At 57.3% G+C, this 21,066-nt stretch carries 15 protein-coding genes; 6 read left to right on the top strand and 9 right to left on the bottom strand.

The genetic code is table 11. From position 1 onward, the window contains the following. Nucleotides 1–124: 124 nt before the first annotated feature. Nucleotides 125–2,227 carry a pesticin C-terminus-like muramidase gene (locus tag CPA59_RS22910; protein WP_159077947.1) on the bottom strand — a complete coding sequence of 701 codons (2,103 nt, stop codon included), beginning with the start codon at nt 2,225–2,227 and terminating at the stop codon, nt 125–127. Between the two features lie 34 nt (nt 2,228–2,261). Between CPA59_RS22910 and CPA59_RS22905 the strand changes: the two genes are divergently transcribed. After that, nucleotides 2,262–2,636, top strand: coding sequence for a hypothetical protein (locus tag CPA59_RS22905; protein WP_159077946.1), 375 nt, complete (start codon nt 2,262–2,264; stop codon nt 2,634–2,636). After that, nucleotides 2,633–3,130: a hypothetical protein gene (locus tag CPA59_RS13140; RefSeq protein ID WP_038919357.1), complete on the top strand. Its 498-nt coding sequence runs from the start codon at nt 2,633–2,635 to the stop codon at nt 3,128–3,130. Before CPA59_RS22905 ends, CPA59_RS13140 begins: the two co-directional genes overlap by 4 nt. A gap of 109 nt (nt 3,131–3,239) precedes the next feature. On the opposite strand, the gene CPA59_RS13135 is transcribed toward CPA59_RS13140, so the two are convergent. Then, nucleotides 3,240–5,204 (bottom strand): methyl-accepting chemotaxis protein, encoded by a 1,965-nt coding sequence (locus CPA59_RS13135; protein WP_107759640.1) that lies wholly within the window; start codon nt 5,202–5,204, stop codon nt 3,240–3,242. Between the two features lie 330 nt (nt 5,205–5,534). Between CPA59_RS13135 and CPA59_RS13130 the strand changes: the two genes are divergently transcribed. Further along, nucleotides 5,535–5,813 carry a DUF333 domain-containing protein gene (locus CPA59_RS13130; protein ID WP_038919355.1) on the top strand — a complete coding sequence of 93 codons (279 nt, stop codon included), beginning with the start codon at nt 5,535–5,537 and terminating at the stop codon, nt 5,811–5,813. A 46-nt stretch (nt 5,814–5,859) separates the two neighbouring features. On the opposite strand, the gene CPA59_RS13125 is transcribed toward CPA59_RS13130, so the two are convergent. Next, complete coding sequence (locus CPA59_RS13125; protein WP_038919354.1) at nt 5,860–6,852, bottom strand: 2-hydroxyacid dehydrogenase; 993 nt, start codon at nt 6,850–6,852, stop codon at nt 5,860–5,862. A gap of 205 nt (nt 6,853–7,057) precedes the next feature. Further along, entirely contained in the window at nt 7,058–8,611 is a 1,554-nt protein-coding gene (locus CPA59_RS13120) for a PAS domain-containing methyl-accepting chemotaxis protein (RefSeq protein ID WP_107759638.1), read from the bottom strand. Between the two features lie 306 nt (nt 8,612–8,917). Between CPA59_RS13120 and CPA59_RS13115 the strand changes: the two genes are divergently transcribed. Both CPA59_RS13115 and CPA59_RS13110 read left to right on the top strand, forming a co-directional pair. Continuing rightward, nucleotides 8,918–11,521: a YdbH family protein gene (locus CPA59_RS13115; protein WP_107759636.1), complete on the top strand. Its 2,604-nt coding sequence runs from the start codon at nt 8,918–8,920 to the stop codon at nt 11,519–11,521. A gap of 64 nt (nt 11,522–11,585) precedes the next feature. Then, the gene (locus CPA59_RS13110) at nt 11,586–11,843 is read left to right on the top strand and encodes a YnbE family lipoprotein (protein ID WP_100849684.1); all 258 of its coding nucleotides are present in this window, start codon (nt 11,586–11,588) and stop codon (nt 11,841–11,843) included. Nucleotides 11,844–11,923: 80 nt separating this feature from the next. Here CPA59_RS13110 and CPA59_RS13105 read toward each other — a convergent pair whose 3' ends face one another. Further along, the gene (locus tag CPA59_RS13105; protein ID WP_038668371.1) at nt 11,924–12,529 is read right to left on the bottom strand and encodes an FMN-dependent NADH-azoreductase; all 606 of its coding nucleotides are present in this window, start codon (nt 12,527–12,529) and stop codon (nt 11,924–11,926) included. Nucleotides 12,530–12,847: 318 nt separating this feature from the next. Between CPA59_RS13105 and hrpA the strand changes: the two genes are divergently transcribed. Beyond that, nucleotides 12,848–16,735, top strand: a complete 3,888-nt coding sequence (hrpA, locus tag CPA59_RS13100) for an ATP-dependent RNA helicase HrpA (RefSeq protein WP_107759634.1) — start codon at nt 12,848–12,850, stop codon at nt 16,733–16,735. 256 nt (nt 16,736–16,991) lie between these two features. Here the strand turns inward: hrpA and CPA59_RS13095 are convergent, their stop codons facing one another. The 4 genes from CPA59_RS13095 to rstA all read right to left on the bottom strand — a co-directional run bounded on the left by CPA59_RS13095 (nt 16,992) and on the right by rstA (nt 21,029). Further along, the gene (locus tag CPA59_RS13095) at nt 16,992–17,810 is read right to left on the bottom strand and encodes a serine protease (RefSeq protein WP_049854525.1); all 819 of its coding nucleotides are present in this window, start codon (nt 17,808–17,810) and stop codon (nt 16,992–16,994) included. A gap of 361 nt (nt 17,811–18,171) precedes the next feature. Next, the gene (gene asr, locus CPA59_RS13090) at nt 18,172–18,858 is read right to left on the bottom strand and encodes an acid resistance repetitive basic protein Asr (protein ID WP_107759631.1); all 687 of its coding nucleotides are present in this window, start codon (nt 18,856–18,858) and stop codon (nt 18,172–18,174) included. A gap of 75 nt (nt 18,859–18,933) precedes the next feature. Continuing rightward, on the bottom strand, nt 18,934–20,289 hold the full coding sequence (gene rstB, locus CPA59_RS13085) for a two-component system sensor histidine kinase RstB (protein ID WP_049854509.1): 1,356 nt from the start codon (nt 20,287–20,289) through the stop codon (nt 18,934–18,936). Further along, nucleotides 20,286–21,029, bottom strand: coding sequence for a two-component system response regulator RstA (rstA, locus tag CPA59_RS13080; protein ID WP_038668381.1), 744 nt, complete (start codon nt 21,027–21,029; stop codon nt 20,286–20,288). Before rstA ends, rstB begins: the two co-directional genes overlap by 4 nt. Between the last annotated feature and the right edge of the window lie 37 nt (nt 21,030–21,066).

Below are 21,066 nucleotides of genomic sequence, written 5' to 3'. Positions count from 1 at the left end.
GCTCCAGCATTGCTGGGGGCTAAGTGTACCATTAAGTGCGTGGTAGGGGAGTCTGGTGGGGGGATAAACTGATAATGAATCATAACAGGTGGCCGTTTAAGCGACCACCTGTATCGGGACAGTGCTATATTCTCCCGTTATTAAGATCATCCTCTATTAATTTGGCTTCTCTTCCTCTTCTGGTCGGGTATTTATCGTGGAAATTGTTTAACTCTCTAACCAGTTCTTCCCATTGTTGATTTATTATGAATCCCCATGCTTTGGGTGTTTTCAATTTTAAATTTCCGTACTGATGTGCCAGATCTAAGATCATGGTTCGTGTATTTGCTGGTAATTGCGAGAATTTTACGCCTTTGCTTTCGCTATCAAATTCAGTTTCTAAAGACTGTATCGATTTTTGAATATATATGTTTGATAGTATACTGGCTTCATTCGATGTTAACCTTAATGGCATTTCCCGTATTTTTTGTATTGCATCTGTTTTCTTTAGTCTCATATAGGGCTTGAGTTTTTCTACAATGTTACCAGGTACACCATCACGTATTAAGTCTTCTGCTTTCCGTTGGCCTAAGTCAATCCCCATTCCTATAGTTACTCCTGAGTTTTCAACGGGAGTTCCATCTTTATTTAAAGGAACATATCCTTCAGTTTTCATTCCTTCAGAAACCCTTAAGAAGGATATATCTATATTGAATTCGTTGAGAAAATCTTGATCGGATGATATTGGTTTATTTTCCGATTGTGTAGACCTGGAGGCCGTAGTTCGGGGTGTTGGAACTGCAATGCGTGATGCTGGTACAGATGGTTGCACTGGTTGCGGCGCAGGGCGTGATACCGGCATAGACGGTCGTGCTGCAGGAGTAGCAGGGCGCGCAACAGGCGCCGATGTAGGCGACCGAGTAGCCTGAGTCACCGGACGCGTTACCGGCACAGCAGGTGCAGCTACCGGTGTTTGGGGTGCCGACTCGCCCCTCTGAGAAGCGTTGATGGCATTAATCTGAGCCTGCGTGGCAACCATTCGGTAAATGGTGTAGCCGGGCAGTGCCTTTCGGTAATCCTCGCCGGGATAGAATCCGGGTTGATGGAAGTCGGAAATCCATTTGCTGCCGTCGTACATGGCGGCATGACCATAAGGATGGTCTTTTTTGATCCCTTTACGCTCGTCTTGATTAAAACCTTCTAATACAACTACATCTCCAGGCAAGAGGTTGCTGCGGTCGTATTCGCTGGATGGTCTTGGCATGGAAAATATGGCGGTAAAACCTGCGGCAATTAGTTTTGGACCGAGATCCTTTGCGTTAGCACCTTCGATTCGTGTTCCGCCTGCTCTAATTGCATCTACAACGGCTCTTGCACAATATTTTGTGGATGCATTACCTGCATTGCGCCGTAGTGAACTTATTGTAGTCGCAGGATTCCAGGTTACCGTTGCGATAGGTTTGGGTGACGATGCTGTTGAATTACCGGCTAATGGCATGGCTGCAGGCGTTGATGCAGCAGACGAAGAAGCCGGTGTAACCGCGTTGACTTTAACATCAACCTCGATCGGCTTAACCTCAATGGGCTTGGCTTCCGCGGTGTTAACTGTTGGCGCTGTGTCTTTGGATTCAACCGGAGTCGGCTTGGATGTGGCTACGCTTGGCTTGTCTTTGGCTGCCTGCGCTATGGATTTAGACGCGGAAGAGAGCAATCCTGGAACTGTGCCCGCCAGCCGCGACAACGGTGCTGCCATCCCGGACATCAACTTGCTCAGCTGATTTCCAACTGCTGCATAGTCAGGAGCAAACGGTGGGGTAGTCGGTTCCTGTGCAGCCTCAGGTTCCGCGGTAGAAGCGGCGGCAACAGGCGCTGGCGCCGGAGACGGCAGGCTGGGTTGCGGCGCGCTGGCGGTTGATGGCTGTGCCGGTGGTGCGGACGGCGCTGCGGCCGCTTCAGCGTGCGGCTTGTTAAATTTGGGCAGCGGCGGAACGGTTGCCGCCGGCGGTGTGGCTGGAGGCGTCGGCTGGCTGGCGGCAGAGGCAGGAGCGCCCGGCTGGCTGGCTTGCGGTGCGGGCAAGCGAATATTGTCCAATCCGGCTGACGGGGCGTTGGGATAGCTCGATGCCGTGCCGTTGGCCGTAGCGGTATTTTGCCGGGAATGGGTCGTTATTTCTGTTTTCTTCGCAAAAGCGCGCGTTTTTTTTATCACGACGAAGAGTTGTTTCCGGGTGGTGTTATTTTTTTTCATAGGCGTTTAATAACAATATTATTTGACGTCAATCATGAAAATTAACGCCAATTGGATAAATGGGAGGCCGCTTCAGCGTTATTACGATCTGAAGTCGGGTATATTTCAGCGTCATGCAGAAGAACGATGGCGTTATATTATCGTTTGTGAGCGATTAAACTATTCAGGCGTGTTGGCTGGCGGCTCAGCAAACAGGTTGATGGATTTCAGGCGCAGGCTGGTGGTTGTCGATACGGATAAATATCCCCCGACTTGCCCCTTTTTCACTCCATCAACCCGCAGAATCACTGCTATTCTGTGGACGCGACCCGTTGCCTGCGTGTGTGTTGTCTGGCAGGTCATGACAGAAAAACTGGCCCGGCCCCTGTTCGGGGTGAAACTGTTGGCAAAAAGAGAAAAATACCCATGAAGAGACTGTTCCTGGCCGTGGCGGCCACGGTGATGCTGTCAGGATGTTCTATATTCAGTACGAAAACAACGAGCCTGAACAGTACGTTTATCTCGCCGTATTACTTTTCCTACACCACCGCCCATGTGCTGCAGGACAATACCAACTGGGTAGATTCCGTTTACCTGACGGGTAACCCGGCGCGTTGGGATGAGATCCGCGGCACCTATAAGGCGGCGTTGCCGAAAATTACCCTCAACTATCGGGTTGAGTCGTCCGGCGGCGATTATCGGATTACCTATAACGGCATGGTGAATTATCTGCTGTCGGCGCGGCATGGCGTTGAAAACGGCAAGGATATGATTGAGGGTGAGAGTGTACGCCAGTTCATCATTCCGCAGCGTACTGCGGTGGTAAGCCGGGATAAGAAGGCGATGCTGACCCTGACGGATGACATTAAGGTTGACGTGTCGCTGACGGAGAAAGTCGAGACGCATTCGATCGAGGATCGCTAACCGGGCAACCGCGGCAATGGCATAAAGTCCGTGGCGATTTACCAGGCTTCTTGTCAGAAAACCGGCATCCCTGCCGGTTTTTTTACTGCTGATGACAGCGGAAGGTTGTTCAGAAGCTTTCCCAGTCCTGCTGGCTCTGGCGGTTTTTACCGTTGAGGGCTAGCCTGGCCTGGCTCAAGGCGGGAGCAGGGGGGCGACTGGCGGGCAGCGCCGTGTGCCGGGGTAATAACGGTTGATTATCCTGCGCCAACCGGAAATGACTCACCAGCGCCTCCAGTTGTATCGACTGCTCTTCCAGCGAACTGGCGGACGACGCGGACGCCGTCACCAGCGACGCGTTTTGCTGGGTGGTGGAGTCCAGTTCGCCGACTGCGCTGGCGATCTGCTCGATGCCGCGGCGCTGTTCATCGGACGCCGAGGCGATTTCACCGATGATGTCGTTGACGCGGGAGACCGAGAGCAGGATTTTTTGCATGGCGTCGCCGGCTTCCGCCGCCAGCATCGAGCCGGTATCAATGCGGGTCACGGATTCGGCGATCAGACTGGCGATTTCACGGGCGGCCTGAGCGCTGCGCTGCGCCAGATTGCGCACCTCGCCGGCGACCACCGCGAAACCACGCCCTTGTTCGCCGGCGCGGGCCGCTTCCACCGCGGCATTAAGCGCCAGGATGTTGGTCTGAAAGGCGATGCTGTTGATGACGTCAGTGATATCGGAGATTTTTTTCGAACTGACGGCGATGTCATTCATGGTATTGACCACATTTTGCACCACGCCGCCGCCCGTGTGCGCGTCTCTGGATGCCTCCGCCGCGATTTGGCTGGCATGGCGGGCGTTGTCGGCGTTGTTTTTCACCGTTGAGGTTAGCTGTTCCATACTGGCGGCGGTCTGCACGACGGCGGCGGATTGCTGTTCGGTGCGGGACGACAGCTCGTGGTTACCGTGGGCGATTTGCGCCGCGGATGCCGCCACGCTGCCCACGCTGTCGCGGATATTGCCGATCATCTGACGCAACCGTTCGTTCATACCCGCCATCGCTGCGGTTAACTGGCCCAGTTCATCGTGACGGTCGGTTTCGATGTTGGCGGTCAGGTCGCCGCTGGCGATGCGTTCCGCCAACGCCAGATTGTGGGACACCGGCGCAGTAATCTGGCGGGTGATATAGCGCGATATCAGCAGGCCGAACAGCAGCGCCAGCAAGGCGAATGCGGAGGCGCCGGTGATGGCGTCGCTGGTGAGCGTGGTGTTGATCTCGCTCAGGCGGCTGATGACCTCTTTGGCGATATTGCTGACATTATCGCCGTCGGTCTTCACCGCCGCTTCTGCGCCCGACAACGCCTGGTAAGCGCTCAGGTAGCCTTCTGCGCCTGTTTTCAGGTTGACGATGTTGCCCCAGAATTCATCCAGCGCCGTTTTTTGATCGGCCGGGAGCTGCGCGGACAGGTCGCGGTAACTTTTCTCGATATCGCTGAAACGGCTTTGCAGGGTGCTAAGCGCGGCGGGAGTGCGCTCAATCACCACGGCATCGGCTGTCGCTTTATAAGACGCCAGCGCCAGAGCCAGTGCGGTCGCTTTTTCCCGGTCGCTGTCGGATGCAAAAGCGGGGGTCGCCAGGCTGCTGCGAAAGCGGGAGATAGCGCCGTCGACCGGAATGCGGCTGAACCGGGTGCCGGCGTCGGTCAGCGCCTGTTTGGCGCGGGCCATTTCGCTGATGGATTGCTGTAGTGCGGCCTGGTGTTTCTGCATGCGGGCCAGCGGATCCCTGAATTCGCTTTCGGTATATAACTGGCTGCCTTGCGCCAGATTTTTAGCCAGGTCATTGCTGTAGCTGAGCATGGTGTCGTAAGGCTCATTGTCATTGCTGGCGAAATATTTTGTTCTGGCGATTTTGACCTGAAAAATATCCATGATGACGGTGTGCATCAGGTCGGTCTTGCCGTAGTACGCCTTGATGGTGGAAAAACGGTGGATGCTCAGTGCTGAGGAAAGAACCACTAAAAACAAAATCATTGCAAAACCCAGGTACAGCTTGGTTGCGACATGCATGTCAAAAAAGCGTTTTCTTGCAGGTGCCATTATCTACTCCCGTTGGCGATGGCGCTGATTGCTTATCAGCCTAACCATTAATCGACCAACGATCTGCTGCCTTTAGTGGCTGAAAAATAAGATCATATAATTTATCCCCCTGAAAATAATTGTATTTGTTACTTACCGTGAGTAAAAACATGAGAGGTGAAAACCGGTGTCGAACCGTTGCTGCTCACACCGCAAAAATGTGGTAAAGAAGTGGGGCAAAGAAGTAGGGTAAATAGGATTAGGCCGAGTTCTGCTGCGTGGCGGCAAAATTGGCTGATTACCTTTCATATTTACGACATTTCATATTCACGACACAGGAATCGACAAAACATGACTATGCCGCAATGGCTGGTGGCGGGCGCCACCCTGATGCTGGTGGCTTGCAGTGGCGGACAAACGGAATCGGCGCAGGTGCCGGAATCGGTAGCGCCGCAGCGCGCGATGTGGCAGGGGCAGGGCACGCCGGCGGAGGTGAACTGTACGCTGGCGGGCGGGCGCATGGGGGTTTCGCGTCAACTGAGCGGAGCGAGCATCGGCACCTGTCTGCTGGCTAATGGCAAGCGCTGCGACGAAGCGGCGTTGATGAACGGTAGCTGTCCGGCGGGGTAAACCGCGTTAGCTGATAACCGGCGGCATGGCGCCACCGGTTGAACGATCAGGGATTGACCAGATTCGGGCAGGTTGTGCCTTCGTTAAGCTGCTTGATGTTGTGCAACGTGGTTTCGGAGATGCTGGTCAGCGCCTCTTCCGTCAAAAAGGCCTGATGGCCGGTGAACAACACGTTATGGCAGGCGGAGAGCCGGCGGAACACATCGTCCTGAATCACGTCGTTGGATTTGTCGGCAAAGAACAGATCGCGTTCGTTTTCATAAACGTCCATGCCCAGCGAACCGATTTTCTGCTGTTTCAGCGCGTCGATCGCCGCCTGAGAGTCAATCAGCCCGCCGCGGCTGGTGTTGATGATCATCACCCCGTTTTTCATGCGCGCAAACGCATCGCGGTCGAGCAGGTGGTGATTCTCCGGCGTCAGCGGGCAGTGCAGCGAAATGACGTCCGACCGGGCGTACAGGGTATCGAGATCGACATACTCCGCGCCCAGTTCCAGCGCCTGCGGATTCGGGTAAGGGTCGTGCGCCAGCAGCGTCATGCCGAACCCTTTGAGGATGCGCAGGGTGGCGATGCCGATTTTGCCGGTGCCTATCACCCCGGCGGTACGCTGATACATGTTGAAGCCAATCAGCCCTTCCAGCGAGAAATTGGCGTCGCGGGTGCGCTGATAGGCGCGGTGAATGCGACGGTTCAGGCTCATCATCATGCCTACCGCGTGTTCCGCCACCGCCTCCGGCGAGTAGGCCGGCACGCGCACTACCTGGATCCCCAGCTCGCGGGCGGCGTCCAGATCGACATTGTTAAAACCGGCGCAGCGCAATGCCAGTATTTTGATGCCGGTGTTCGCCAGTTCCGTCAGCACCTCACGTCCGGCTTCGTCGTTGACGAAGATGCAGACGGCATCGCAGCCGGCGGCCATTTTGACGGTGCGCGGACTAAGCATGAAATCGAAAAACTCCAGCTCATACCCGAACTGCTGATTCACCTGCTCAAGGTATTTGCGGTCATACTGTTTGGTACTGTAAATCGCCAGCTTCATGATTGTTTCTCCACAGGGTATTGTCAGCCGCGCCGTCATACGTGGTGACGGAGGCAGCCAGAGTAAGCTAGCAGAAAACCATGAACAGACAAACTGTTACCCTTGTCATGATAACAACTTGAAAAGGTTGTGACGGGTGAGCCTGCGGGAGCAATGCGGGAGAAATAAAGGAGGGGGAGTCCCCCTCCTGAATGGATGACGTCGTTTATTTTGACGCGCCGAATACCGAAACCGCCTGCGCCATGCTGGCGATTTGCTGCTGTAGGTGCCCGGTGGCGGAGTTGGACTGGCTGGCCAGCGCCGTATTCTGATGGGTCAGTTCATCGATACGGTTGACCGCGTCGTTGATCTGCTGCAATCCCTGCGACTGCTCCTTGGTGGCCTGGCTGATATCGTTCATCAGATGGGTGACGTCCTGCACTTTGACCAGAATGTTGTTCATCGAGCGGTTGGTATGCGCAACCTGCTGATCGCCGGCGCGAATGCTGGACAAGGTGTTGTCGATAAGCGCGGCGATGTCTTTGGCGGAAGCGGCGCTGCGCTGCGCCAGCGAGCGTACTTCGCTGGCTACCACCGCGAAGCTCTTGCCCTGTTCTCCGGCATGAGCGGCTTCCACCGCGGCGTTGACCGCCAGAATGTTGGTCTGGAACGCCAGATTGTCCAGCACGCTGATGATATCGGTGATACGTTCGCTGGCGCTGGTGATTGCCTCCATGGTATTGGCGACCTCCGATACCGCCTGTTCGCCCACATTCACCACCTGATTGACGTCTTCCGCGTACTGCGATGCACGCAGCGAGGCGTCGGCATTGCTCTTGATCGTGGCGGTTAACTGTTCCACCGACGCGGCGGTTTGCTGCAGGCTCTCTTCGGTTTTTTCGCAACACTCCGCCAGAATGTGATTGCCCTGCGCGATTTCGCTGCAGGCGATTTTCAGCTCCTGCAGGTTGGCGTTGACGTCATCGACAAAGGTGCGGAAGTTCATGCCGGATTGGTTGACGGCGCGCATCAGCATACCGATTTCATCGGCGCGATTGAGTTGGGCCAGGCTATTGGCCTGGCCGGCCGCGGAGCGCATCGCCTGTTCCAGAATCTGTTCCACCGGTCTGGCGACGTGTTGTACCAGCAGTTCGCAGAACAGGCAGGCGAACGCAATTAATGCCGGAAACAGCCCCCAGACCAGCGCCGTTTTGGGCAGCAGCGCGAACGCGACGGCCAGCGGCAGCAGCCCCAGCAAGCCAAAGTAGCTGCGGATGCGCCAGCGCAGCGGCATGGTTTTGAACAGGCTCAGCCATTTCAGCGGGCCGGTGTAAACCAGCAGGCCGTGATGGAAGGCACGGTTTTTCAACGTGCCCTGATTCACCTGGGCATAGAGCGCTTCGGCCTGGCTGATTTCCTCCGCCGTCGCCGCGGTACGTACCGACATGTAACCCATCAGCTTGCCGTCCCGCTTCAGAGGCGTCGTGCTGGAGCGTACCCAGTAGTGGTCGCCGTTCTTGCGACGGTTCTTGACCACGCCGGTCCAGATTTTTCCGGCTTTTAGGGTATTCCACATGTCCGCGAAGGCGGAAGGTGGCATATCAGGATGGCGGATAATATTATGCGGCTGATTCATCAGTTCTTCCGGCTCGTAGCCGCTGACTTTGATGAAATCGGCGTTGGCGTAGGTAATGCGGCTATCAGGGGTGGTCACCGACATCAGTTTGATCTTGGCATCCAGCGGATACTGACGTTGACTGACTGGATAATTTTTACGCATGGAGCATCCCTTTTTGCGATATTGAAGGGTAAAGCAGGTCCGTATTGTTTTAATAAGCAACAATATTGATGAATGTATAATCCGGGCAGGATTGACGCTCGCGCCACGGCGTCACAGAGCCTGTAACCGGCGCGTGGTGTAGTCAGATACTGCGCTTATGTAAAAATTTTATCACAATCAGGTAATTGACATGTACGGATTTTGCGGGGGAATGTGAACTGAATGGTGACTTTTAGTTCATAAACCGTAACTATTCGCACTGAATGACAAAGTGATGACGACCGGAATAAACCTGAAACATAACCCATGCTGAAGTTAATGCGCTATGCAGGCTGGCTGGTTGCGCTGGCGTTCGTGCTGGCGCTGGGCGTAGCGACCGCCTGCTGGACCATGCCGCGCTGGTTGCCGGTATTGCTGCGGCCCTATTTGCCCGTCGGGGTCAGCCTCGTGTTGCACGCGTCGCCGGGCTGGCGGCAAGGCGGATTCTGGCTGCCTGAGGTGCAACTGCGTCTGGCGCAGTGCCAGCCGGCCACGCTGTCGGGCCTGCTGGTTCGCTATCGGGAAGGACGCTGGCGGCTGGAGGCGGAGTCGCTGACGTTGGATGCCGCCTGTCTGCAACAATGGCCGGTTTCTTCCGGCATGACTACCCCACTGCTGGCCCAGTGGCAACAGCGGCTGCCGGAAGCCGAGCTTATACTGCATCGTTTCGCCATTACCCCCTGGCTGGCGCAGGCCGGCAGCCTGCAACTCTCTACTGACGCATTGCGTCAGCAACTCCGAATTCAGAGCGACCAGCTCCAGGTGCAGGCTGAACTGCACGGCACCGAGCTGACGCTGCAACAAGGTCAGATGCGTGCCACGACGGAGCGCCCGCCGTTGCAGATCAACGGCGCGATGCAACTGGCTCCGGCGCTCAACCGCCTGCCGGAACAGGGCGAAGTGCGGGGGCAGCAACTGCCGCTGTGGTTACCGGAACCGGCCAGCGCCACACTGCGCTGGCATGGCAATCAGGGCGAACTGACGGTCAGCGTGGCGTCGATGACGGAACCCTTGCTGACGCTGCCGTGGCAGGTGACCGACGGCAACCTTCGCATTCACGACGGTCGTTGGCGCTGGCCGTACGCCAGCCAGTCGCTGACAGGCGGCATCGCGTTGACGTTGTATGACGTGCTGAATTTGCACGATCCGTTACGGCTGGAGGCGCGGCTTAATGTTCTGACGCAAGGGCACAACGGTCGCGCCAACGCGGTGTTGTCGCTGGGGCCCGGCAATCTGGGCCTGACCGACAGCGATATCCATTTTCAGCTGACCGGGCAGGCTAATCTGCCCGATCTATCGATTTTCGCGTCGTTGCCGGGAACGGTGAAAGGCGCCGTGCTGGATCCAACCGTAGCGCTGTTGCCCGGGTCGTTATTACGGGCCTGGGGTTCGCCGCGCCCGACGGTAACGCTGGAAGAAGCGCGCTGGCCGCTGGCCGGCATCCAGCTCACCCGGCAGGGCGTCAGCGGCCGGTTGCAGGCGATTGTGAAAGTGCGCGATAGCTATTGGGGGCGTTTCCGGCTGCATCTGGATGGCAAGGCGCAACAGTTCTGGCCCGATAGCGGCGACTGGCGCTGGCGTTACTGGGGCGAAGGAGATTTGCCGCCGTTGCAGGGGCGCTGGGACATCGCCGGGCATGGCCGCTGGCAGGATGAACTGATAGAGATAGCGTCCTTATCCAGCGGTCTTAACCAGCTACGTTACGGCGTGGTGACGGTTGACCAGCCGCGGCTGACGCTGACCGAACCGTTGCGCTGGCGACGCGACCCGGCGGCGGCCTCGCTGCAAGGGGCATTGCGACTGGCGGCGGAACAGGTGACTTTTCAGGGCGCCGGCATGCTGCCCGCCACCGAACTGACCGTTGATATCCGCGGGCGCAATCCACAAGACTTCCAGTGGCGCGGTCAGTTGCAGGCGGATCCGGTCGGCCCGATCCAACTCAACGGCCGCTGGGACGGAAAACGCCTGCGCGGCAACGGTTGGTGGGCGCCTCAGCCGTTACGGGTGTTCCAGACGTTACTGCCGCCGAGCTGGGAACTGGCGATGCGTACCGGTCAGTTTTACGCGCAGACCGCGTTTTCCGCTGCTCGCGGCCAGGGATTCCGCGCCGGCGGCCATTGGGTGGTGAAAAATGGCGGCGCCTGGCTACAGGATGGCGAGGTTAGCGGCGTCAATTTTGTGCTGCCGTACCGGTTTGAAAACCACCGCTGGCAACTGGGAATTTCCCGGCCGGTGACATTGCGCATCAACCGGCTGGATAGCGTGTTCCCGATACGGAATATCGGCGTGCAGGTGTACGGCGCCTATCCCTACAGCGAACGCCGCCCGCTGACGCTGGCGCAGTTGGATATGGACGTGCTGGACGGTCATCTGTCGTTGTCGCCGCTGCGTCTGCCCGCGCGTGACGTCGCGGTGTTGCGGCTGCAGGGTATCGATCTCGGCGAACTGGTTACCGGGCTGCGGGCGAAAAAATTGTCGATGTCCGGCCGGGTAAGCGGGGTGTTGCCATTGAATTTTAATCATCCTTCGATGCTGGTGCAGGACGGTAAACTCACTAATGACACCCCGCTGACCGTAAAACTGGACCCGCAACTGGCGGACAAGCTGGCGCAAAACAGCGTAGCCAACGCTGCGGCGGTGGCCTGGCTGCGCTATATGGAGATCGGGCGTTCCTGGGTAACGCTGGATCTTAGCCAGCGCGGCGAATTGACGCTGGTGTCGCGTATTAGTGGCCACAGCGTGATGGATGACCAGTCGCGGCGCGACATTGTGCTGAATTACCGCCAGCAGGAGAACATTTTCCAACTGTGGCACAGCCTGCGCTTTGGCGATAACCTGAAGGCATCGCTGGAACAGCAGGCCGCCGAGTAACTAACGATGCGTCGGAATAACTCACTATGCCGCAAAGTAATTAACGATGAGGAAGGGGGATGAGATGAAAACAGCCTGTGCCGCGATGGCCGCCGTGTTGCTGGCCGGCTGCACCCCGCGCATTGAGGTGGCGGCGCCGAAAGAACCGATCACCATCAACATGAATGTACACATTGAGCACGACATTCGCATCCGCACGGATAAAGAGACGGTGCAACTGCTGGAGAAGTCGGATAACCGACTTGGCGATCAAATAAAGAAAAGCGCGCCGACAGACGCGCAAGACAAAGCCAGAATGCAAGATAAAAAACAGGAAGATTGAAATCCGCCGTGTACCGCGACACGGGGAGTTGCTGTCAAGGCAACACGGCGGCGAGTATGAGGGGAGTTAACGCGTAACTGTTACGCGGACGCCAGCTGGGACAGCTCTTCTTTAGCACCCTGCAGCGCTTTCTGCGCCATATCCGGGCCGTAACCGAAACCTTCCGCAAACACGAATTCCACGTCGCTGATGCCGATGAAGCCCAGGAACAGACGCAGGTACGGGGTCAGCAGATCGCTCGGCGCGTCTTTGTGGATGCCGCCGCGGCTGGTCAGCACCAGTGCGCGTTTACCTTTCACCAGACCTTCCGGACCCTGCTCGGTGTAGCGGAATGTCACGCCGGCGCGGGCGATAAAGTCGAAATAGTTCTTCAACTGGGTCGGGATGTTGAAGTTGTACATTGGAGCGGCCAGCACGATGACGTCGTGCGCCTGCAGTTCGGCAATCAGCTCGTCGGACAGGGCCAGCGCGTCCTGCTGACGCGGCGTCAGCGGTTTGTCGGAAGGACGCAGCGCGCCAACCAGTTCGCCATCCAACACCGGTACCGGTTTAGCAGCCAGGTCGCGCACGGTGATGGTGTCGGCGGGGTGGGCTGCCTGCCAGGAGGCGGTAAAGTGATCGGCCAGCTGGTTAGACTGGGAGAAGTCAGCCAGAATACTTGATTTCAGAACGAGTACTTTGCTCATTGCCAATTCCTTATTATGTGTGCCAGGGCGACAACCGTCGCCGAATGAATGCATCATAGGCGCGTTGCCGTCAGTGGGATAGCGTAATATTTCGAGACCTTTGTTCGATTTTATTGAACGATGCCCTCGAAACCGCGATGCGGTGCGGCGGAATCCCGCCTGATGGCGTATAGCCTGCGCGGTCAATGTGATACCATGCCCGCCGCACTATTTATGCCTGCAATACAATCAGGTTATGCCCGCAGTACCAGCAGGGCGCCGGAGCGTTGAGCGACCTTGTTCAACCGTACCCGGAATCAGACAGTAAGGAATTGCACCGTGACATCACCTCTCCATGCGTTAGAACCTCAGCTTAATGCGCTAATGCTGCGCGACCGGCAACGCCTGCGCCGCCGTTTGCAAGGCGCGATGAAAGTGGGAAATCCGCAGGCACAGGTTTCGATTGCGCAGGACATCAGCCAGGAAATCGATGCCGCGCGGCTGCGGGTGGAGCAGCGCAGGGCGTCGTTGCCGGCGATACGTTACCCGGAAGCCTTGCCGGTTAGCCAGAAGCGCGAGGCGATCCTCAGCGCTATCCGCGACCATCAGGTGGTGATCGTCGCCGGGGAAACCGGTTCCGGCAAAACCACCCAGTTGCCGAAGATGTGTCTGGAGTTGGGACGCGGCGTTACCGGGCTGATCGGTCATACTCAGCCGCGTCGGCTGGCGGCCCGCAGCGTGGCGGACCGCATCGCGGCGGAGCTGGAGACGCCACTTGGCAGCACGGTGGGCTACAAGGTGCGATTCAACGATCAGGTCGGCGACAACACGCTGGTCAAACTGATGACGGATGGTATCCTGCTGGCGGAGATTCAGCAGGATCGGCTGCTGATGCAGTACGACACGCTGATCATCGATGAAGCGCACGAACGCAGCCTCAACATTGACTTTATTCTCGGTTACCTCAAGCAACTGCTGCCCAGACGGCCGGACCTCAAGGTGATCATCACCTCCGCCACCATCGATCCGCAGCGTTTTTCACGTCACTTCGGCAATGCGCCGATTATTGAGGTGTCCGGAAGGACGTATCCGGTGGATGTCCGCTACCGGCCGGTGGTGGAAGAGGCGCAGGACAGCGATCGCGACCAGTTGCAGGCGATTCTGGATGCGGTGGATGAACTGTGTCGTGAAGGACCGGGCGATATTCTGGTGTTCATGAGCGGCGAGCGGGAAATCCGCGATACCGCCGACGCGCTGAGCAAGCAGGACCTGCCGCATACCGAGATTTTGCCGCTGTACGCGCGGCTTTCCAATCAGGAACAGAACCGGGTGTTCCAGTCTCACCACGGACGGCGCATTGTGCTGGCGACCAACGTGGCGGAAACCTCGCTGACGGTGCCGGGCATTCGTTACGTGATAGACCCCGGCACCGCACGCATCAGCCGCTACAGCTATCGCACCAAAGTGCAACGGCTGCCGATCGAGCCGGTGTCGCAGGCTTCCGCCAACCAGCGTAAAGGACGTTGCGGCCGTGTGGCGGCGGGCATCTGTATCCGGCTCTATTCCGAGCAGGATTTTCTCTCCCGGCCGGCGTTTACCGACCCGGAGATTTTGCGCACCAACCTGGCGTCGGTCATTTTGCAGATGACGGCGTTGGGGCTGGGCGATATCGCGGCGTTTCCATTTGTCGAAGCGCCGGATAAGCGCAACATTCAGGATGGGGTGCGGCTGCTGGAAGAACTGAGCGCGCTTCAGAGCAGCGACGACGGTCATTACCGCTTGACGCCGCAGGGGCGCCAGCTGGCGCAGTTGCCCATCGACCCGCGGCTGGCGCGCATGGTGCTGGAAGCGCGCCAGACCAGTTGCGTGCGCGAGGTGATGATCATCACCGCCGCGTTGTCGATTCAGGACCCGCGCGAGCGTCCGATAGAGAAAAAGCAGGCGGCGGAGGAGAAACACCGTCGTTTCGCCGACAAAGAGTCCGATTTTCTGGCCTTCGTCAAACTGTGGGATTACCTGCAAGAGCAGCAGAAAGCGCTGTCGTCCAGCCAGTTTCGCAAACTGTGCCGCAGCGATTACCTCAACTACCTGCGGGTGCGGGAATGGCAGGATATCTACACCCAATTGCGTCAGGTGGTAAAAGAACTGGGCTTCCCGGTCAACAGCGAGCCGGCGGATTACCGTAGCCTGCACGGCGCGTTGCTGACCGGGCTGCTGTCCCACATCGGACAAAAAGACGTTGAAAAGCAGGAATTCAGCGGCGCGCGCAACACCCGTTTCGCCATTTTCCCCGGTTCCGGTCTGTTCAAAAAGCCGCCGAAGTGGACCATCGTGGCGGAACTGGTGGAAACCAGCCGCCTGTGGGGGCGCATCGCCGCGCGGATCGAACCGGAATGGGTTGAACCGCTGGCGCAGCACCTGATCAAACGCAGCTACAGCGAGCCGCACTGGGAGAAAGCGCAGGGCGCGGTGATGGCGCAGGAAAAGGTCACGCTGTACGGTCTGCCGCTGGTGGCGGCCCGCAAGGTCAATTACGGCGCCATCGACCCGGTGGTGTCGCGCGAGCTGTTCATTCGCCATGCGCTGGTGGAAGGCGACTGGCAGACCCAGCATGCGTTTTTCCGCGCCAATCAGAAACTGCGTTTGGAAGTGGAAGAACTGGAGAACAAGTCCCGCCGCCGCGACATTCTGGTGGATGACGAGACGCTGTTTGCGTTCTACGACCAGCGCCTTCCTCATGACGTGGTGTCGAGCCGTCATTTCGACAACTGGTGGAAGCAGGCGTCGAAAACCGACCCGGATCAGCTGAATTTCGAAAAGACCATGCTGATCAAAGACGGGGCGGATCGCGTCAGCGCGCTGGACTACCCTAACCACTGGCAGCAGGGCGAGCTGCGTTTGCGGCTCACCTATCAGTTCGAGCCGGGAGCGGACGCCGACGGCGTCACCGTGCATATCCCGCTGCCGGTACTGAATCAGGTCAAAGAGGACGGATTCGAATGGCAGATCCCGGGGCTGCGCCGTGACGTGGTGGTGGCGCTGATCAAATCGCTGCCAAAACCGATACGGCGTAACTTCGTGCCGGCGCCCAACTATGCCGAAGCATTTCTGGCGCGGGTGACGCCGCTGGAGAAAGGGCTGCTGGAGGCGCTGGAGCGCGAGCTGCGGCTGATGACCGGCGTGACGGTCGATCGTGAGGCCTGGCAGTGGGATCAGGTGGACGAACACCTGAAAATGACCTTCCGGGTGATAGACGAGAAAAGCCGAACGCTGCGGGAAGGCAAGAATCTGCGTGCGCTGAAAGATCAGTTGCAGGAGAAGGTGCAGCAAACGCTGTCGGCGGTGGCGGATGACGGCATCGAACAGCGCGATCTGCATATCTGGAGTTTTGGCGATTTGCCGGAGCGTTACGAGCAGAAACGCGGCGGCTACGCAGTAAAAGCCTATCCGGCGCTGGTGGACGAGAAAGACAGCGTGGCGATTCGTCTGTTTGATTCGCCGCACCAGCAGCAACAGATGATGTGGCGCGGTCAGCGCCGCCTGCTGTTGCTCAACATTCCTTCTCCCATCAAGTATCTGCATGAAAAGCTGCCTAACAAGGCCAAGCTGGGGCTGTATTTCAACCCGTACGGCAAGGTACTGGAGCTGATCGACGATTGCATCGCCTGCGGCGTGGACAAGTTGATGGCGGTAGCGGGCGGCCCGGTGTGGCAGGAAGACGCGTTCCACCAGTTGCATGAGCGGGTACGTGCGGAACTGAATGACACGGTGGTGGACATCGCCCAGCAGGTGGAGCAGATTCTGACCACGGTCTTCTCGATCAACAAACGGCTCAAAGGCCGGGTGGATATGGCGCTGGCGCTGGCCTTGAGCGACATCAAGGCGCAGATGAGCGGGCTGGTGTTCCGCGGCTTCGTCACTGACAACGGCTGGAAGCGGCTGCCGGATGTGCTGCGCTATCTGCAGGCCATCGAGCGTCGGTTGGATAAACTGGCGCAGGACGTACACCGCGACCGCGCGCAAATGCTAAAAGTGGAGCAGGTGCAGCAGGCCTGGCAGCAGTGGCTGAACAAGCTGCCGCCGGAACGGCGTGAAGATGACGACGTGAAAGCCATTCGCTGGATGATCGAAGAACTGCGCGTCAGCTACTTCGCTCAGCAACTGGGCACGCCTTATCCTGTTTCCGATAAACGTATTTTGCAGGCGATGGGGCAGATCGAGGGGTAAGCCGCCAACGCTAGGCGGTGCTTGCGAACGTGGCGGCACCGCCTGTGCTGCAGTGGTTTATCCTGAAAAGAGATCGTTACCGGCGGATCGTTATCGGTGGATAGTTATTGGTGGATCGTTATCGGCGTCCAATCAAAGGACAAAGGAATCGGTTTGAAACCGGTAGCGCCATGCTTATCTGTCGCTGATGTTAATGGCGGGAAGGATCAGGCGCTGAATAGCCGGTATTTCAGGCAGAAATACCGGCGAAGGCGGATTAACGATCTTTTTTGGACAACGCTTCCAACTGCTGGCGGATGGCGGTGACCGCCACGGCGCGGTTGTCGGCAAGCTGGCGGTTGCTGGCGTCCGGCGCGGAGCTTTGGATACCCATCAGTACCCAACTGCCGGCGGTTTTCAGCATCAGCGGCGAGCCGCTGTCACCCGGTAGCGTATCGCAACGGTGAGCCATCACCGCTTTATGGACCCAACCGGTAATCAGACAGTCCTGATGACGGTACAGCGTATCCTGATGGTCTTCCGGGTAACCGGCCTGGGTGACCTTCTGTTGCGCGGCTTCCAACGCCGCTTTCAGTTCTTCCTGCGTTCCCTGCCAGATCGGCAACGGGCGGATGCCCGGCGGCGTCTGCTTGAGCCTAATCAGCGCGAAATCCCACGGTGCGGCGGAAGGCGGGACGATCCAGCCGTCGCCGTCTGCTTTCAGCATCCTGGCCAGTTTTTTATTGGTCAGCGCTTCAATTTTATCGGTTTCATAACGCCAGCCGTTTTCCGTTGCCAGAAAACGCAACGCCACCGGTTTGTCCGGCACGCCGGGCGGCGCCACCACGCAGTGGCCGGCGGTCAGCGCCAGATGCGGCGAGATCAGGGTTGCGGTGCAGAGGTTGCCGCTGGCGGTTTCCAGTTGACCAATTGCCTGCCACGGCCATTGGGTGGTATCCGGCACTTTGTCGCGGTCATCATGATTAAAGAACAGAGTCTGTTTTTGTTGTTCCGTCGTGGCTGACGGCTCGTTATCGGCCCACGCAGAAGCGGCGAGCACGCTCAATGAACATAACAACCAGGCTGATATGCGCATGTAATGAATGGCCTTTAAAGATGAAATTCAGCGTATTAACCGTCATCAATCCACTATAAACGTAGCATGCCGGAATCAGGCAGGAAACGACAGATTGGTTGGTCAGGCGAATCGGATGACCCGGTTTGGGCGCTCAGGCGAGGATGACATCGGGTTATAAGAAGAACACCACGATAACCAGCGCGCAGATAAGCAGGAAGGACAGCACGATTTCAAATGAGTAGCGTCGCAGCATTATCCGGTCCCCATGAAACAAACACCCGGCGAACCGGGTGTTTGATAACGCTATTGTCATGTCGGTAGTGGGGGAGCGTACTCCTGACTACCGGTGCTCATGACCATCAACAGTCACTTTGGTGAATTAAGCAGCCGGAGCGGTTTTTGCTTTTTTCACTTTTTTGTGTTTTTTAGCAGCCTGAGCCTTCTGGGCAGCCGGTTTTTTCTTGGCTACTTTTTTAGCAGCCTGAGCTTTCTGGGCAGCCGGTTTTTTCTTAGCTACTTTTTTAGCAGCCTGAGCCTTCTGGGCAGCCGGTTTTTTCTTGGCTACTTTTTTAGCAGCCTGAGCTTTCTGGGCAGCCGGTTTTTTCTTGGCTACTTTTTTGGCAGCCTGAGCCTTCTGAGCAGCCGGTTTTTTCTTAGCTACTTTTTTGGCAGCCTGAGCCTTCTGGGCAGCCGGTTTTTTCTTGGCTACTTTTTTAGCAGCCTGAGCTTTCTGGGCAGCCGGTTTTTTCTTGGCTACTTTTTTGGCAGCCTGAGCTTTCTGGGCAGCCGGTTTTTTGGCTTTTTTGTGTTTTTTAGCGGCCTGAGCTTTCTGAGCAGCCGGGGCTTTTTTCTTCGCTACTTTTTTGTGCTTTTTAGCAGCCTGTGCTTTCTGATCGGTTTTTTTCTTCTCAGCTTTTTTCACCGGTTTTTTGGCGGTGTCAGCTTTAGCAGCAGTAGTAGCAGTAGTAGTGGCCGGAGCAGCCGCCGGAGCAGTGGTACCTGCTGCGAAAGCTACAGAGGACAGACCCAGAGCCGCACCTGCGATCATCACTAAAAATTTATTCATCGTAAATTCCTCATTATCCAGTTCACGTTTCGAACCCCAGGGTGGGCCGATGACTGAAGAATAGGGGAACATAAGCTAGCGATCTGTGAGTGTTTGGTTTCCGCGTGTAACGGATTGTACAAGGTTTGCAGACGAAGAATTTGACGAGGATTTGTGCTCGATAATCGGCCAGCGGAACAGGAAGCGCGCGCCGCCCAGCGGGCTGCTGTCTACCTCGATCGTGCCGTTGTAAGCGCGCACGATGGCGTGAACAATCGCCAGCCCCAGACCACAGCCGCCGCTGCTGTTTTCGATACCGGCTTCCAACCGGATGAAGGGTTCGAAGATATGGGCGCGGTCTTCCGGCGCGATGCCCGGCCCGTCATCCTCCACCTGCAGGTAGGCGGTATGCTGGTCCAGCGTTAGCCCGACCCGCAGGCGATGCTGACAGAAACGCAAGCCGTTATTGACCAGATTGTTCAACACCCGTTCCATCAGGCGCAGGTCCACATAGCCGAAGTTGTTATCGCCGGTTACGTCCAGCTCAATCTGTTTATCGTCATGCACCAGCCGGAAATCGTCGATTCGCTTGTGCAGCCATTGCGACAGGTCGATCTCTTCGAGATGCAGCGTCACCTGCGGCCGGTCGAGGCGGGCGTAGGTCAGCAGTTCATCGATTAACGCCTCCAACTGGCCGACATCGCGGTTGATGGCTTCTTGTTCTTCGTCGGTCAGGTTGTCGCTCATCGCCAGCCGGTAGCGCAGCCGGACCAGCGGCGTGCGCAGCTCATGAGCGATATTGTCGATCAGCTGTTTTTTACTGGTAATCAACTGGTTGAGGTTGTCGGCCATGCGGTTGAACGCCACGCCGAGGCGGAACAGGCTGGAGGTGTTATCAAAGTGGGTTCGCTCTTCCAGATGACCGTCTCCCAGCCGCTGCGCGGCGCTTTCCAGTTGCAGCATCGCCTTCCAGTGCGGGCGTATCCACAGGAACACCGGCAGCGCCAGCGACAGGCCGATCAGCGCCAGAAACAGCAGGTTGACCAGCCGGATTTCGTGCAGGAAGAACAGATAGGGAATCGGGCCGACCGCCAGCACGTAGTGACTGCGCGGAATACGCTGGATAAACGTGTATTCGTCGTCCAGCGCGACGATTTCCCCCTGAATCAGCCGCTGCTGCGCCTGCGTGCTAAGCCGGTACTTGCTGATCGGCTCAATGTGCAACTTGAACGACAGGTTAAGGTCCATCTGGTTGATGGTCTTGTGCCACTCTCGTGGCGGAATGGAGCGTAGCTCGTTGCGGATCAGATACAGCGAGCTTTTCATCAGGTCATCCATCGACTGGCGTCCGGCCCGTTCCGCCGTGACTTTGTACACCAGCCCCACCAGCAGGGTCATCACCAAAAAGCTGGCGAACAGCAGCAGAAAGAACTGAATAAACAGTTTTTTCATGGCGTGAGGGTCTCCCAGGCATTGGGGGCGAACAGATAGCCTTTGTTGCGGATGGTTTTGATGCGCACCGGTTCCAGCGCGTTGTCGTACAGTTTTTTGCGCAGGCGGGAAATGGCGACGTCGATACTGCGATCCATCCCGTCGTAACTGACGCCGCGCAGCGCCTTAAGCAGCGCTTCGCGGTCCATGATCTGTCCGGCATGGGTGGCCAGCAGCCACAGCAGGTCGAAATCCGATGTGGAGAGGGCGATATTCTCGTCCGCCAGCGTGACGTCGCGGTTAACCGGATCGATGCACAGCAGGCCGAAGTGCAGCGATTTATGCACCTGAACCTGCGTTTTCACCGGCGCGCTTTTTTCCACCGCCGGCTGCGGCGCGGCGGCGTATTGACGGAAATGCAACCGCAAACGCGCCAGCAGCACCGCCGGCGGCGTGGTTTTCAGAATATAGTCATCGGCCCCCATTTCCAGCGACAGAATGTGGTTCATGTCGCTGTCGAGCGAGGTGAGCAATACGATGGGGCCGGTAAAGAGAGGGCGCAGTTCCCGGCAAATCGTCATACCGTCTTTGCCGGGCAGCATGATGTCCAGCAACACCAGGTCGGGCTGTTGTTCTTCGATGAAGGCCAGCGCGTTATCGCCGCGCGGCTCAATGCGTACATCAATATCATGTTTACCCAGATAGGCTGCAATCAGTTTGCCGACTTCCGGATCATCTTCAACAAAAACAACTTTATACATGACATCCCACTCACAACAGAACGCGTGTTATGGCTCA

Source organism: Dickeya sp. Secpp 1600 (assembly GCF_003049805.1).
GTDB classification, from domain to species: Bacteria; Pseudomonadota; Gammaproteobacteria; order Enterobacterales; family Enterobacteriaceae; genus Dickeya; species Dickeya fangzhongdai.
This window is presented reverse-complemented; position numbering and strand designations above follow the sequence as displayed.